The sequence below is a fragment of the Cohnella mopanensis genome (assembly GCF_022352055.1).
GTDB classification, from domain to species: domain Bacteria; phylum Bacillota; class Bacilli; order Paenibacillales; family Paenibacillaceae; genus Cohnella; species Cohnella mopanensis.
Genome location: NZ_JAKRWM010000008.1, coordinates 240,322 through 254,551, shown reverse-complemented (window position 1 = coordinate 254,551; position 14,230 = coordinate 240,322). Strand labels below are relative to the sequence as shown.

The 14,230-nt window shown below is 46.1% G+C and carries 17 protein-coding genes; 14 read left to right on the top strand and 3 right to left on the bottom strand.

Translation table 11 applies throughout. From position 1 onward, the window contains the following. Positions 1-29 precede the first annotated feature (29 nt). From L3D05_RS14140 to L3D05_RS14095, 11 genes are all read left to right on the top strand, one after another. The gene (locus L3D05_RS14140) at positions 30-776 is read left to right on the top strand and encodes a YqjF family protein (RefSeq protein WP_239616783.1); all 747 of its coding nucleotides are present in this window, start codon (positions 30-32) and stop codon (positions 774-776) included. Between the two features lie 166 nt (positions 777-942). Further along, complete coding sequence (locus tag L3D05_RS14135; RefSeq protein ID WP_239616781.1) at positions 943-1,389, top strand: GNAT family N-acetyltransferase; 447 nt, start codon at positions 943-945, stop codon at positions 1,387-1,389. Between the two features lie 27 nt (positions 1,390-1,416). Beyond that, positions 1,417-2,238, top strand: a complete 822-nt coding sequence (locus L3D05_RS26755; protein WP_239616779.1) for a phosphotransferase — start codon at positions 1,417-1,419, stop codon at positions 2,236-2,238. A gap of 22 nt (positions 2,239-2,260) precedes the next feature. After that, positions 2,261-2,776, top strand: coding sequence for a DUF2569 domain-containing protein (locus L3D05_RS26750; protein WP_369417976.1), 516 nt, complete (start codon positions 2,261-2,263; stop codon positions 2,774-2,776). Positions 2,777-2,835: 59 nt separating this feature from the next. Next, a complete protein-coding gene (locus L3D05_RS14125; RefSeq protein WP_239616777.1) occupies positions 2,836-3,489 on the top strand; it encodes a cysteine hydrolase family protein in 654 nt (217 codons plus the stop codon). Positions 3,490-3,501: 12 nt separating this feature from the next. Further along, complete coding sequence (gene pheA, locus L3D05_RS14120) at positions 3,502-4,314, top strand: prephenate dehydratase (protein WP_239616776.1); 813 nt, start codon at positions 3,502-3,504, stop codon at positions 4,312-4,314. A 35-nt stretch (positions 4,315-4,349) separates the two neighbouring features. After that, complete coding sequence (locus L3D05_RS14115) at positions 4,350-4,919, top strand: GNAT family N-acetyltransferase (protein ID WP_239616773.1); 570 nt, start codon at positions 4,350-4,352, stop codon at positions 4,917-4,919. A 20-nt stretch (positions 4,920-4,939) separates the two neighbouring features. Then, entirely contained in the window at positions 4,940-5,815 is an 876-nt protein-coding gene (locus L3D05_RS14110; RefSeq protein WP_239616771.1) for an alpha/beta hydrolase, read from the top strand. Positions 5,816-5,928: 113 nt separating this feature from the next. Beyond that, positions 5,929-6,249, top strand: a complete 321-nt coding sequence (locus tag L3D05_RS14105) for a DUF4870 domain-containing protein (protein WP_239616770.1) — start codon at positions 5,929-5,931, stop codon at positions 6,247-6,249. Between the two features lie 291 nt (positions 6,250-6,540). Next, on the top strand, positions 6,541-7,056 hold the full coding sequence (locus L3D05_RS14100; RefSeq protein ID WP_239616769.1) for a hypothetical protein: 516 nt from the start codon (positions 6,541-6,543) through the stop codon (positions 7,054-7,056). Between the two features lie 135 nt (positions 7,057-7,191). Then, positions 7,192-8,760, top strand: coding sequence for a family 10 glycosylhydrolase (locus L3D05_RS14095; protein WP_239616767.1), 1,569 nt, complete (start codon positions 7,192-7,194; stop codon positions 8,758-8,760). Positions 8,761-8,829: 69 nt separating this feature from the next. Here L3D05_RS14095 and L3D05_RS14090 read toward each other — a convergent pair whose 3' ends face one another. Continuing rightward, positions 8,830-9,693, bottom strand: a complete 864-nt coding sequence (locus L3D05_RS14090) for an alpha/beta hydrolase (protein ID WP_239616765.1) — start codon at positions 9,691-9,693, stop codon at positions 8,830-8,832. A 179-nt stretch (positions 9,694-9,872) separates the two neighbouring features. On the opposite strand from L3D05_RS14090, the gene msrA reads away from it, so the two are divergent. The 3 genes from msrA to L3D05_RS14075 all read left to right on the top strand — a co-directional run bounded on the left by msrA (position 9,873) and on the right by L3D05_RS14075 (position 12,997). Continuing rightward, the gene (gene msrA, locus L3D05_RS14085; RefSeq protein ID WP_239616764.1) at positions 9,873-10,838 is read left to right on the top strand and encodes a peptide-methionine (S)-S-oxide reductase MsrA; all 966 of its coding nucleotides are present in this window, start codon (positions 9,873-9,875) and stop codon (positions 10,836-10,838) included. 151 nt (positions 10,839-10,989) lie between these two features. Further along, positions 10,990-11,922, top strand: a complete 933-nt coding sequence (locus L3D05_RS14080) for a manganese-dependent inorganic pyrophosphatase (RefSeq protein ID WP_239616762.1) — start codon at positions 10,990-10,992, stop codon at positions 11,920-11,922. A 79-nt stretch (positions 11,923-12,001) separates the two neighbouring features. Continuing rightward, positions 12,002-12,997, top strand: a complete 996-nt coding sequence (locus L3D05_RS14075) for an LLM class flavin-dependent oxidoreductase (RefSeq protein ID WP_239616761.1) — start codon at positions 12,002-12,004, stop codon at positions 12,995-12,997. A gap of 75 nt (positions 12,998-13,072) precedes the next feature. On the opposite strand, the gene L3D05_RS14070 is transcribed toward L3D05_RS14075, so the two are convergent. After that, entirely contained in the window at positions 13,073-13,675 is a 603-nt protein-coding gene (locus L3D05_RS14070) for a hypothetical protein (protein ID WP_239616760.1), read from the bottom strand. After that, complete coding sequence (locus tag L3D05_RS14065; RefSeq protein WP_239616758.1) at positions 13,672-14,163, bottom strand: hypothetical protein; 492 nt, start codon at positions 14,161-14,163, stop codon at positions 13,672-13,674. The genes L3D05_RS14070 and L3D05_RS14065 overlap by 4 nt, the downstream gene beginning before the upstream one ends. Between the last annotated feature and the right edge of the window lie 67 nt (positions 14,164-14,230).

The window sequence follows — 14,230 nt, the reverse complement described above, 5'->3', positions numbered from 1 at the left end:
CCAATATTTATAATATTGGAGGTTTTGGCATGTCGTCTTTCATGAAAACGGATCATAGACCTTGGCCAATTCCGTCAAAGCCTTGGAGAATGAAGCAAACTTGGCTTAACTTGCTTTTCGCGCATTGGCCGATCGCGATAGATAAGCTTCAGCCATTCATTCCGAGTCCGTTACAACTCGATCTGTATGAAGGGCAGGCTTGGATCGCTGTCGTGCCTTTCGATATGAGCGGAATTCGATTAAACCACATGCCGGCTATTCCGTTTACGTCGAAATTCGCGGAACTAAACGTGAGAACCTATGTCACCATAGATAATAAACCGGGCGTTTATTTTTTTAGTCTGGATGCGACTAATTTTCTAGCCGTTAAAGGCGCTAGAGCCTTTTACCATTTGCCGTATTACCTGGCGGATATCGATTTGCATAAGGATGCTCAGACCATTACTTACCATAGCAAACGGAGTGGAGCCCGCGGTGATTTTCAATTCCACGGAAAGTACAAGCCCGTCTCGCCCCCCTATACGACCCAACAAGGCACTTTGGAGCATTGGTTAACGGAAAGATACTGCTTGTATACTTCCCATAAGGGACGAACGTATAGATGCGATATTTTACATGATCCATGGCCGTTGCAACATGCCGAAGCGGAAATCTACACCAATACAATGGCTAATTTCAATGGTTTACGACTTCCCGACGAGAAGCCACTTCTGCATTATGCAGAGAGACTAGATGTTTTAACTTGGGGACTGGAAGAAGTCACTCCTAATTATTAATGAAAGGCTGGAAAGCTAATAGGTCCAATGCTTGGACGGTAAAAGATTTGATTGAGATATGTAACGTTATGGTTTAATATGACAAAAATACGGAATAATCCCGTTCTTTCGTAATATGTAATTCAAGCATTCGCTATTCCCATTATTCGCGAGGAGAAGTGTTGGGATGGATTATTTAATACGTAAAGCCAACATCAATGACATCAAGCGCTTATCGGAATTATTCACCGAATTTATCGGAGTCGAATCCAATCCTATCGCTATGAAAGATCAGTTGAATCTCATTTCGAGCAATCCTAACTATTTCGTGGCGGTGGCCTGCGACGGGGATCAAGTCATTGGAACGGCAATGGCTGTTCAATGTTATGACTTGGTTGGGAATTGTAATCCGTTTCTGCTAGTCGAGAATGTAGTCGTCTCCTCCGCTTATCGAGGTAAGGGAACCGGCAAGTTGCTGATGAAGGCCATTGAAGATTTCGGGGAAGAGCGGGAGTGTAGCTACATCATTCTCGTGTCGGGTAATCAACGTATTCAATCTCACGATTTCTATAAAGCCCTGGGATATTCCAGTGAAAACGTCGGATTCAAAAAACGATTAAAACAAATAAGCTAGATCACCGCAGAAAGTAGGTCCCGATAAGTGACAGACGCAACGAAAAACGAGATCATTGCGTTAGGCAGAACTGCTGAAATCTATGCCTATGGCGAGGGACATATATTAAAACTGCTACGACCACAATTGCCCGAGCATGTCATGGATGAGGAATTCAAGATCAGCAAGACGATTTTCAGCTCCGGAATCCCAAGCCCCCAGCCTGTCGATCTTATCTATTACAATGGGCGTAAAGGAATTGTATATGAGAGAATTAACGGCAATACAATGCTCAAATCAATCTCTAGAAAGTTATGGACTGTGAATAAAGAGGCGCTCAGAATGGCCTCTCTACATAAGGCCGTGCACGAGAAGACGGTGGATGATCTCCCCAAACAAAGAGAAATTCTAAACTATCAAATCCAACATGCCCCTCTACTAACGATAGAAGAGAAAGATCAAATACTTAATCTCCTAAGTAATCTAAAGGACGATAACAAGCTTTGCCATGGCGATTTCCATCCTGACAATATCATTATCGGCGAGAGAGAATGGATAATCGATTGGATGACGGGGATGTCAGGTAATCCGGCAGGAGATGTCGCTCGCACGATATTACTTATTCAACATGGGAGTACGCCGGAAAAAACGCCTCGAATCGTCTTAAGCATCTTCTCTCGAGTGAGAAGACAAATTCTCAAACACTATATCCGGGAATATACCCGCGACTCAGTTATTGATAGGAAAGAGATTGACCAATGGATTATTCCTATCGCAGCAGCGCGATTAACGGAGTGGATACCCGAAGAAGAGAAACGGAAGCTTGTTGAATTGATCAGAGAAACGATTATTGTACCAAACCAATCATAACGATGAGAGAGTGTGATTATTCATGGAAAATAGTTCAGTCGAAAAAAATTCAGAAACTCAGAAATACTTGCCTTTAGGTATATCAGGTCTAGGCGGTTGGTTAGTATTGGTTCAAATTGGGCTCTACGCGACGCTTTTATTGCTATTTGTGCAATTTTTCAATACCACGATCCCTGCTTTTTCGCCGGATATTTGGGGAGTGCTGACGGATAAACAATCCGCAGTTTATGATCCTCTATGGGCTCCGGCACTTGTATATGAAGCGTTATATAATGTTCTTATGTTTGCGTTCTGTATCTATTGCTTGATTAATTTGTATAGCAAAAAAACGATTTTCCCTAGACTAATGATTATTGGGTACAGTTCAGGATTGATTTTCGGAATCATAGATTATGTACTCATTACTCAAATCCCGTTGGCTAACGAACTCGAGGACGGTAGCTTAATGAGGAGTATTTTACGAGCAGCTCTATCTTGTGCGATCTGGATCCCTTACCTTCTGAAATCGGAGAGAGTCCATAATACATTCGTGAGGTAATCAATCATAATAATTTTCCAATACGTTGATATGGCATTATGCAGGAGGTCGTTCAACTCATGACGGATAAATATACGAAACCCGATTTCAGTAAGTGCGCGGTTATCACCATAGATACCCAGAACGACTTTAGCTTGCCGGGCGCCGTCGCGGAGATTCAAGGAACCGATGAAGTCGTTCCTCGAATGAAGAGCATTTTAGAAGGTAGCAGAAGCCATTACATTCCGATTATTCATATTATCCGCATCTACAAGGAAGACGGATCTAATGTAGATCTATGCCGGCGAGAACTCGTTGAGTCAGGCGCCGATATCGTCAGACCGGGCTCCGTCGGGGCCGATCTTGTCGATTCCATTAAGCCGATTAACTCCGCGCCGTTGGACTATCAAGCGCTGCTGAACGGCACTATACAATTAATCGGCAGCTCCGAATGGGCCATCTACAAACCTAGATGGGGTGCATTTTACAAGACGGAGCTTGAACGCTTTCTCAAGGACAGAGATATCGATACGCTTGTATTTATCGGCTGCAATTTTCCGAATTGCCCTAGGACAAGCATGTATGAAGCTAGCGAAAGAGACTTTAAGGTAGTCATGGTTGAAGACGCCATTTCTGGAGTCTATGGCAAAGGATTGGACGAAATGAAAAATATCGGCGTTGAAGTGTACAAGACAGAGCAGTTCATACAAGAGATTGGTAGTCGAGAAAGGTAGGAGAAACCGTTTATGAAAGTGGCCTATCTTGGACCGCAAGGGACTTTCTCGGAAGAGGCAGCTTCCCGATATTTCACTTCTGCAGAAACAGAATTTGTAATGTTCGATTCCATTCCGGATGTTGTTGAAGCCATTGGCGAATATCAAGTTGACAAAGCCATCGTCCCTCTAGAGAACACGATAGAGGGTACGATTAATATGACGATAGACTCCTTGATCTCGTATGAGCAGTTATTCATCGAAGGGGAGTATATATTGCCTGTATCATTGCAATTGCTAGCGAATAAGGGGACAATTCGATCTGATATCAAGGAAGCTTGGTCCATCTCGCCGATTCTTACGCAATGCCGGAAGTACATAAGAAGCCTCAATATGAAGAGCGTGCAATACGATAGCTCAGCTTCGGCAGCAACAGCTCTGCAGCTTACGGGAAGAACGGATGCGGCGGCGATCGGGCCTCGCTCACTAGCCACCCTACTGGGCTTAGACATCGTCGAAAGCGATATTCAGGACAACCCCGATAACCAGACTCGGTTTATCGTCGTCAGCAACTATCGGAACATGGATACGGAAACGAAGAAGACGATGTTCATGATCACTCCGGGGCAAGACCAGCCAGGGGTATTATCCGCGATTTTGAATATTTTCACCGCTCTATCCATTAACTTGTCATGGATAGAGTCGCGTCCGACGACAAGGAAATTAGGTGTTTATCGTTTTTTTCTAGAAGCCAATCAAAGCTGTAGCCAAGCGACTGTACATAAAGCCGTAACGATCTTAGAAGCTTTAGGGCACGAGGTTCGTATTATTGGGAGATACCAATAAGTTTGATCAGAATGAATTTAAAGTGAGGAATTTTGATGTATCATTTTACCGGATTAGAGGGGGAAAGAGTCCGATTAATCCCTCTGGAAAGATCGCATGCGATCCCCTTATTCAATTGCTCCAGGGATCCGGAAATCTGGTCCAGCTATCCCGTCAAGATCAAAAGTCTTGAGGATATGAATAAGTTTATTGACAAAGCGCTGGACGGCCTTGAACGAAAGGAACAGTTTCCGTTCGCCGTGTTCGACAAGCTGCACAACGAAATCGTTGGCTCCACTAGATTCCTCAGAATATCAGAGGAGCATAACAACATGAATATTGGATCGACTTGGTATTCTTCGAAAGTATGGAGAACAAGCGTGAACACGGAAACCAAATACATGATGTTGAAGTATGCCTTTGAGACGTTAAATACCGATCGGGTCGAGATCGTAACCTCTACGGACAATGTCCGATCGCAAAAAGCAATCGAAAGGTTAGGGGCCGTGAAGGAAGGAATTCTGAGGAAGAAATATTACAATCTGGACTATGTCATTTATAGCATTATCCAGAGTGAATGGTCAGACATTCGGAACAAGCTTGAAGGTTATCTTAGCAGGGATTAATTCTTAATCGGGAGAATAAGATGAGAACAACTTTGACCTATAAACAAGTAAAGGATTGTACCCTATCCGCCGATGTCATTATTCATGAGAGGAAATCGCCTGTTCTCATCTATCTCCATAGCGGTGGACTCATTTTCGGCACGAGAAAATGGTTAAGCGAGGATCAAATCGACTTCTACGCAAATGCAGGATATAACCTCGTTGCCATTGATTATAGGCTGGCTCCGGAAACTAAACTGACGGAGATTATCGAGGATATCCGGGACGCTATAAATTGGGTTCGTACGAGCATTTGCCCGTCCTATGGTATTAATTCAGATCGTATTGCTCTCCTCGGTTGTTCTGCCGGTGCTTATCTTAGCTTGTTGATAGGGACGATGGACATACGTCCGCAGGCAATCGTGTCCTTCTATGGATACGGAGATATCCTTGGAGATTGGATTGCCAAGCCAAGCCCTTATTACTGTCAGCGACCGAAAGTTAATCCAACTCTTGTTCGCGAGCTCGTTGGGAAATCAGAGCTAACGGAAGGCGACTGGAGCCGTTTCGAATATTATCTCTATTGCCGTCAGAATGGGATCTGGCTTGAAGAAGTCACCGGCTTAGATCGCGATCGGGATGAATGGTTGTTGAATTCATTGAACCCGATCCATTTACTGACGAATCAGTTTCCGCCGACATTGTTCCTACATGGAGATCAAGATACGGATGTTCCCTATGAGCAGTCCGTGGCCATGAATCAAGCGTTGCAGAAGCTCGGCGTGGATTCCGAGTTGATCACGATTGAAGGCGCAGACCACGTTTTCGATCAGCATTTTAACGATCCCGCAGTCCGGGAAGCCTTCGAGCAAATCAGGCTTTTCTTAGACCGGGTATTTAACAAAGTAGGAACTTAGGACCTATCAGATCATGACAACTCATGTCCAAATCAATGACGAAAGTCACTAGTTAGATAGGCTTGCTTGGAATATACTGGTGATAATCAAAGCGAATGGATGAGGTGTTGATCATGCAACGACATGAAGTAACAAGCGAGAACGATATTCAGCAAAACAAAGGGATGGCTATCTTAGCCTATATTTTATTTTTCATACCTTTGCTTGCCGCGAAAGAATCTCCGTTTGCCCAATTTCATGCGAAACAAGGCTTGAACTTGTTCTTGCTCGGGCTCGCGATATATATCGTATCTGTAATTATCCCATTTCTTGGGGCGCTTTACTCCCTTGCCGATCTTGGGGTTCTAGCCCTGGCAATCTACGGTATCGTTAATGCCGTCAACGGTCGAATGAAGCCATTGCCGTTGATCGGGCAAATCGTGATATTGAAGTAATCTGTACAATAATAAAGAGAATGCCCTGACCCCATCGAAGGATGGGGTTTTGTTCTGATCGGATCTTGGGCAAGTTTAATAAGAATTTAACGATTGTAACAAGCCACCCTAGACTAAACGCTTCATTCACGCAATAGGCTATCGTATAGGCGTTGGAAGGGGATATGCAAAGGTTAAAAAAATTTAATTTTTGTACTCGGGACATGTAACTTTCCGTTTGGTTTAAACGTCTAATGGGTATAGGTTTTCGTAAAGGCTATGGGCACAAGCCCTGAAGGAGAGAATGCGGTTATGATTAACAAATTACTAGTCAGCTTTGTCGCCGTATTGTTAGGTATCATGTCTCTCGGAGATATTAAAGCCAATACGAATGACTATACGCCAGTTCCGCAAGATTCGAATTCGAGGGCTGCTTTCATTGACCGAATCTATCAACAGGATGGCAAAGATTATATTCAGGCGGATTTCATAGAATGGTACGAGGGAGAGGAAGCGAACAAAGTGTTCCGCGAGAGAGAGCCGGATTCAGGAATGACCGAAGCTCCGGACGGATACTATATCGTGAATGATGACTCTCAGCTCGAAACCGTAGAAATCGCCCAAGACGTGAAAGTCTACATGCAAATCTATAACCGCAATGGAAAAGTGGAAGAAGCAGACACCGTATGGAATGAACAGATTAGCTTGGATCAATTCGTCGCCATGATGTCAGATAACGAATCGGAGATGAATTTGAAGGAATTCCCCTATCATTTAATGATGGAAAAAGGCAAAATTATTAAGATTACGCAACAATTTATTCCTTAATGCGACATCTTTAAGCGTTTTCTCTATCGAGGAAGCGCTTTTTTTGCGTTTTACTGCAACTACTGCCCTATTAATACGTCTAATGGTTACAATGTTCTATTAACATGAGTACAGCAATCGCGGAGGAACTTGATTATGCGTGTCGGCAACAGGCTATTATTATTTTTGCTAGGAATTACACTTCTTGTATCCTTGTTCGGTCAAGCAGCGTCGGCTGCGAAGCCGTCTACGATTAGTATTTATCTGGACGGGAATAAGATCAACTCGGACGTTCCTCCATTCATTACGAAATCGAATGTCACGATGGTACCTCTCAGCGTCATCAGCAAAAATCTCGGAGCGGGAGTCTCGTGGGTGCAAAGCACGAAGACCGCTACGATTAAGTACGAGGGGTTGACTTTATCTATGACGATCGGGCAGCAATATGCTCTAGTGAACGGATCGCAAGTCGCATTAGACGCAACCGTACAGTCGATAAGTGGCAGGGTTATGGTGCCGATTAGATTCGTAAGCGAACAGATGAAATTGCTCGTCACGTGGGTTCAATCCGCGCAGACGATTAAGCTTCAAAGGCAAAACAGTCCAGAGGTTCCGTCGGACAAATCGCTGAGAGGCGCTTGGGTTTCGACCGTATATAACCTGGATTGGCCGTCCGACAAATCTTATGGAAAATCACAGCAGCAACAACTTGAGTACATACAATTATTGGATGAGTTGCAGGGGATGGGACTCAATACGGTGTTCGTACAACTGCGTCCGGCCGCGGATAGCTTCTATCCATCCGATCTCGTTCCTTGGTCTAAATACATAACAGGGAAACAAGGAGTAGCGCCGGACTATGACCCTCTGGCGTTCATGATCGAAGAAACCCATCGCCGCGGAATGGAGTTTCATGCTTGGTTTAATCCTTTTAGAGCGAGCATGGATGCCAAAATTGAGAATCTAGCCTCTAACCATGTCGCGATTACGCATCCGGATTGGATCGTCAAATCAGGCACGATTTCGTACATTAATCCGGGAATTCCCGAAGCGCGCCAACATATTATCGACGTCATTCTTGAAGTCGTTAACAAATATGAGATCGATGGCGTTCATCTAGACGATTACTTCTATCCTTCGAATGGCGTATTCGCGGATGATGCGACGTACTTGGCTTATAACGCCAACAAGCTGACGAATAAAGCCGATTGGCGGAGAGATAACATCAATCAGTTTGTCGAACAGTTAGGCAAATCCATACACAAGGCCAAACCACAGGTTAAATTCGGGATTAGTCCATTCGGCGTATGGCGCAATCAAGACGTCGATGCAACCGGTTCGGACTCGAAGGCAAGCGTAACCGCGTACGATAGCATGTACGCCGACGTTCGCACTTGGATCAAGAGCGAATGGGTCGATTACATAGTGCCTCAGATTTATTGGAGCATGTCTCTGAAGATCGCTCAGTACGATAAGTTGGTCGATTGGTGGGCAAACGAAGTGAGAGGGACGAACGTTGATCTCTATATCGGGCATGCCCCTTATAAGTTGGGCACCAAGGAAGCCGGTTGGGATAATGCGCAAGAGATTATCAACCAGTTGAAATACAATGAGAAGCTTGTCGAAGTCAAAGGAGATATTTATTTCAGCGCCAAGGATTTACGGAGAAATCCGTTGGGCCTCGTACCGCTCTTGAAAGCATATTATCAAGTAACAGGCTCTTAACCCTAATAGCTCTTTCAACCAACGAACCCCTGAAGCCGACATCGTGTCGATGCCATTCAGGGGTTCGTGTTATCCATTCATCTTGTCGGTTGTCTTGCCCAACTGATCGTTCAGCCAATCGCGAATGACCTGAAATACTTCTTCTCGTCCAATCTCATTCATGACCTCGTGCTTGAAGCCCGGCCATGCTCGCCAAGTAACAAGAGGGCCCAATTGGTCCGCGAATTGCTTGCTAGCATGCAAGGAAGTTACTTTATCGTCTCCGCCATGCATGAGGAGCAGAGGGATTTTCCACTCCTTGGCGTGCTTAAGCGCCCAGAGTCCCGCGCTTTGAACGCCGAAAAAAAACCTAGCCGTAATCTGTCCGTGTCCTAGAGGATCGTTTAAGTAACGTTCGATCATGACGGGATCCGTCGTTAAGCTGTCTGCCACCATGGGCCGATTATTGGTGTATTTCGGGTAAATCTTCTCAATGAATTTGCCGATAATCGCTTGCAAAGAAGGGGGTCTGAATGCCAGCTTCAGCCATGGTCCGGTCACGATCGCCCCGGCGATATCCGGTTGTCTTCGCAACACGTAGTTAAGCGTCACGTTGCCGCCCATACTGTGCCCTAATAAGTAGAAGGGAATATTCGGGTAATTCCGCTTGGCCTCGGTTACAAGCTTGTCAACGCCTTCCAGAAGTCCCTCGTACTCGCTTACGTGGCCTCGTTTGCCTTCCGTTCGTCCATGGCCCCTTTGATCGAATCCGATCACGGCGTAACCTTCGGCATTCAGCATCTCAGCAACATGAGAATATCGTTCCACGTGTTCGCCCATCCCGTGAACAATTCCGATTACGGCTTTAATGGCTACTTGGGATTCGGGGCGCCATTCGCAAGCATGCATCAGGGCGCCATCCGCGCATCTCCACTCCAACGTATTGCGGTTCATGCATTGATCCTCCTTAACGGTAGAACGATCTGTTAGCCATGCCCTTATCATAAACGATTTTATGCTATCGCACCGTATTTTCCGCAAATCAATGTGCTGAATTGGAATAGGAAGCGATTATTGTTTACAATAGAACGATAAGCAATTGCTTCGTAACAAGTAAGGGAAGGGGTATGAACATGAACAAAGACGATCAATCATCGTTACAATTAGCCACATTCGCGGGCGGCTGCTTCTGGTGTATGGTAACGCCATTCGAAGAGTTGCCGGGAATTCATGGAATCGTATCAGGTTATACAGGCGGTCACATCGTCAATCCGACCTATGAGGAAGTGTGCTCGGAAACGACAGGCCATGCCGAAGCCGTTCAAATCACGTATGACCCAGAGTTATTCCCCTATCGTAAACTGCTAGATATTTTCTGGCGTTCCGTTGATCCGACCGATGGAGAAGGTCAATTTCACGACAGGGGTTCATCCTATCGCCCGGCGATCTTCTACCACGATGATAAGCAACGCGAGGAAGCTCAAGCGTCTAAGGATGAGTTGCAGCTAAGCGGAAGATTCCATCAACCGATTGCTGTGACGATCGAGCCTGCCAGCGAATTCTATCCGGCGGAAGAATATCACCAGGATTACCATCAGAAGAACCCTCTTAGATATAAATATTACCGCCATGGCTCAGGCCGGGATGCGTTCCTTCAGCAGCATTGGAACACGCCTAAGGATAAGGAAGAGCTACGTAAACGACTGACTCCGATGCAATTCGAAGTTACGCAGAACAAAGGAACAGAGCCGCCGTTCCGCAACGAATTTTATAACAATACGGAGCCTGGCTTGTACGTGGACATTGTATCGGGCGAGCCTCTGTTCAGCTCAAGGGATCAATTCGACGCTGGATGCGGATGGCCTAGCTTCTCTCAACCGCTTCATGGCGGCAGTATACAGGAGCATCAGGACTTCTCTCACGGCATGTTCCGCGTTGAAGTGAGAAGCCGCGAAGCGGACTCTCACCTCGGGCACGTATTCGATGACGGCCCTAAGCCAGGCGGACTGAGATATTGCATTAACTCGGCATCGCTACGGTTTATTCCTAAGGATCAATTGGAGAAAGAAGGCTACGGCAAGTATTTATCCGAGATTTAAGCAGAGTTTCTGGCGCACGAATTCCGTTGATTGGAAGAGGAATTCGTAAACATTCTGTAAGCCTATCGGAATAGATTGTGGAATTCCTTGATTATGACTACTCTTTTGAGGTATACTTTTCTCGCCAAAATAATAGATGAGGAGCAAGAAAATGAGCAAAGTATTGATCTTCGGTCACAAAAATCCGGACACGGATACGATTTGTTCCGCAATTGCCTATGCAGATTTGAAGAAACAGCTGGGAGAAGACGTGGAAGCTGTTCGTCTGGGCGCTGTAAGCGGCGAAACCCAATTCGCGCTTGATAAATTCGGTTTTCAAGCACCGCGTCTCGTAGAGACGGTTGCTAACGAAGTAAAAGGCGTTATTCTCGTGGATCACAACGAGCGCCAACAAAGCGTATCCGATATTGATCAAGTTACGGTTCTTGAAGTCATCGACCATCACCGTATTGCCAATTTCGAGACTAGCGCTCCGTTATATTACCGTGCTGAACCTGTTGGTTGCACGGCTACTATTCTTAACAAGCTGTACAAAGAAAACGGAAAATCCGTTCCTAAAAACATCGCAGGTTTGATGCTTTCCGCGATCATCTCCGATTCGTTATTATTCAAATCTCCGACTTGCACGGCGCAAGACGTTGCTGCAGCTCGCGAGCTGGCAGACATCGCCGGCGTTGATGCGGACAGCTACGGTCTAGATATGCTGAAAGCCGGCGCAGACCTGAGCGACAAAACAATCGCGCAGTTGATCTCCTTGGATGCGAAAGAATTCCAAATGGGCAGCGCGAAAGTCGAAATCGCACAAGTTAACGCAGTGGACGTGAACGATGTTCTGTCCAAACAAGCCGAGCTTGAAGATGCGCTTACGAATATTATCAACGCTAAAGGTCTGGATCTGTTCCTGTTCGTCGTTACGGATATCCTTAACAACGACTCGGTCGGCTTAGCGATCGGTAGCGCTGCGGATGCGGTTGAACAAGCGTACAACGTGAAGCTGCAGGATAACAAAGCGGTCTTGAAAGGCGTTGTATCGCGCAAATCGCAGATCGTACCGGTATTGACGGACATTTTCAACAAACGTTAAATCGCATAGAGTGAGCCCGCGCCTTTGCGGGCTTTTTTTACATACAGAGGCAAACAGGGGAAGGAGAAGTAGGGGAGCTATGAAATTAAGCGTGCTGGAACATTCGCATGTCAATGAAGGTAGAAGCGTGAAGCAAACGCTGGACGAGACGGTCGCGCTGGCTCAGGAGACGGAGAAACTCGGATATACTCGCTTCTGGGTATCCGAGCATCATGGCTCCGCTGCGTTAGCCTCCTCTAGTCCGGAAATTCTGATCGGTCACATTGCTTCCCATACGAGTACAATTCGCGTAGGCTCCGGCGGCATTATGCTTGCGCATTACAGCTCGTATAAAGTAGCCGAAAATTTCAAGCTGCTCGAAGCTTTGCATCCTGGTCGAATCGATGTCGGTTTAGGGCGCGCCCCCGGAGGAATGCCTATTGCCACGAAGGCGCTACAGGAGCATAAACGCGTAGATATCGATCTGTACCCGCAACAAGTTATGGATCTGAACGCTTATCTTCACGATGATAATCCGGCTAACCATCGTTTTCCGGGGTTAAGGGCCTTTCCGCAAACGGAGAACGTACCGGAATTGTGGCTGCTAGGTTCCAGCGACGGAAGCGCGAATATCGCCGCGCAGCTCGGAACGCCATATGCATTCGCGCAGTTTTTCGGAATGGCTGGCGATGAAGCGTTACATCAATACTTTGCTTATTTCCGTCCATCGGAATATTGCAGTAAACCGGTTGCGCTAGCGGCCGTAATGGCGATCTGCGCCGATACGGAGGAGGAAGCCCGCCAATTGGCCAAGAGCAACGAGTTGTACTTCGTCAAGCTTCTATCCGGACAGGAACTTGGTTATCTTCCCTCGGTTAAGACGGCATCGGAGTATCCGTACTCGCCTATGGAACTTCAGATGATCGAGCAGATGAAAGCCCGCCGATTTATCGGCACGCCAGGCCAAGTCAAGGAAGCGCTTAAGCGTTACGCGGACCGCATGCATTTGGATGAACTAATGATCGTATCGCATATTCATGACTACGAGAAACGGACACGCTCCTATCGCTATATCGCCGAAGCTTTCGGTATATGAGGGATGTACTAACCACAACAAAACCGATGAATCGCGTTCGGGAAGAACGGAATCATCGGTTTTGTTGATCATTAATTAATTCAGAGTTTGTTCGTACAGAACATTCCCCTCAGAGTCTAAACCTTGCAACGATTTCCACGTGTATCTGATTTCGGCTTCGTTCCACAGAAATAGGAACATTCGGTCTTCCGTAATCGACTGCTTCAAAACCGTCATTTTTTGCGTATCGTCTTTCGAATCCGTTTGTTTGCCTTCGTTAATGACGTCCATGTTAAGAACGACCGAGGTGATACGCGGATCGGATACGTAACCGTAAAATTTGGCGATCCAACGCTCCTTCTTATAACGGGAGATTTCCCAACTGTAGGATACAGCTTTGCTCTTATCGATTTCAACGCCGCCGACTCCTCCTCCAGGAAACCATCTCCATCCCTTTTTGACCGAGGTGTCGGCTGAGAACCAGTTCTTGTAAGTGCTTAAGAAGATGACGATATCATTGCGATATTGAATTTCCTTAATGGTCTGGGATGGACCGTAATGATAGCTGCGCTCCGACCTTTCGTGCGCTTCGGCGGCGCTGCCACTGCCTATCGTGAATGGTCCGTCACTGAAGAACAAGAATACCAATAAGACGGCAAGGGCCCATTCCAACGTCATCACGATTGTTTTTCTTTTCATTGCTCCTCACCTTCCTTCTGGATAGGGAAAGTGAGCTCGATATTCCGGTCATACCAATCGTATACAAGCCTCATGCTCGTCGTAGGCTCTATCAAAGCGCTATAGTTGATAAAACCGGTCGAACCCCATGGAGTGCCGCTGCTAGAGGAACCGCTATAGCGTAACTCGTTACCGCTTGAATCGTATAATTTAAAGGCGTTTTCAGGTAATGACCAGCCAGCTGTGCCTTTCGGACGGTAAGTGTAGCGAAGGACGACTTGTTTAGGAGTCGAATAAATTTCGTTTACCGTAAATCGGTCTTGATCGAGCAACATCGACTGATGGATATCGTATTTGACGACGGGGCCATCCTTTTCCAGTGCTTTAATGTTTTCCTTGTCGCCCCTGTTGTCGGGTATTAACGTTAATATACGAGGAAGGAGCAGGATCGCGAACACAATGATGATGATCCTGCGAATGATCGTTGCGGCCAACTTGACGCGAATCACGGAATAACCTCCTTTTATATACATAACGTGATTTTTTATGGAAAGTTACTCTAATTCATCGAACATT

What these genes read in the sequence shown, in the direction of transcription:
- L3D05_RS14140 (WP_239616783.1), top strand. Translation starts at nt 30, where the DNA reads ATGTCGTCTTTCATGAAAACGGATCATAGACCTTGGCCAATTCCGTCA.
- L3D05_RS14135 (WP_239616781.1), top strand. Translation starts at nt 943, where the DNA reads ATGGATTATTTAATACGTAAAGCCAACATCAATGACATCAAGCGCTTA.
- L3D05_RS26750 (WP_369417976.1), top strand. Translation starts at nt 2,261, where the DNA reads ATGGAAAATAGTTCAGTCGAAAAAAATTCAGAAACTCAGAAATACTTG.
- L3D05_RS14125 (WP_239616777.1), top strand. Translation starts at nt 2,836, where the DNA reads ATGACGGATAAATATACGAAACCCGATTTCAGTAAGTGCGCGGTTATC.
- pheA (WP_239616776.1), top strand. Translation starts at nt 3,502, where the DNA reads ATGAAAGTGGCCTATCTTGGACCGCAAGGGACTTTCTCGGAAGAGGCA.
- L3D05_RS14115 (WP_239616773.1), top strand. Translation starts at nt 4,350, where the DNA reads ATGTATCATTTTACCGGATTAGAGGGGGAAAGAGTCCGATTAATCCCT.
- L3D05_RS14110 (WP_239616771.1), top strand. Translation starts at nt 4,940, where the DNA reads ATGAGAACAACTTTGACCTATAAACAAGTAAAGGATTGTACCCTATCC.
- L3D05_RS14105 (WP_239616770.1), top strand. Translation starts at nt 5,929, where the DNA reads ATGCAACGACATGAAGTAACAAGCGAGAACGATATTCAGCAAAACAAA.
- L3D05_RS14100 (WP_239616769.1), top strand. Translation starts at nt 6,541, where the DNA reads ATGATTAACAAATTACTAGTCAGCTTTGTCGCCGTATTGTTAGGTATC.
- L3D05_RS14095 (WP_239616767.1), top strand. Translation starts at nt 7,192, where the DNA reads ATGCGTGTCGGCAACAGGCTATTATTATTTTTGCTAGGAATTACACTT.
- L3D05_RS14090 (WP_239616765.1), bottom strand. Translation starts at nt 9,693, where the DNA reads ATGAACCGCAATACGTTGGAGTGGAGATGCGCGGATGGCGCCCTGATG.
- msrA (WP_239616764.1), top strand. Translation starts at nt 9,873, where the DNA reads ATGAACAAAGACGATCAATCATCGTTACAATTAGCCACATTCGCGGGC.
- L3D05_RS14080 (WP_239616762.1), top strand. Translation starts at nt 10,990, where the DNA reads ATGAGCAAAGTATTGATCTTCGGTCACAAAAATCCGGACACGGATACG.
- L3D05_RS14075 (WP_239616761.1), top strand. Translation starts at nt 12,002, where the DNA reads ATGAAATTAAGCGTGCTGGAACATTCGCATGTCAATGAAGGTAGAAGC.
- L3D05_RS14070 (WP_239616760.1), bottom strand. Translation starts at nt 13,675, where the DNA reads ATGAAAAGAAAAACAATCGTGATGACGTTGGAATGGGCCCTTGCCGTC.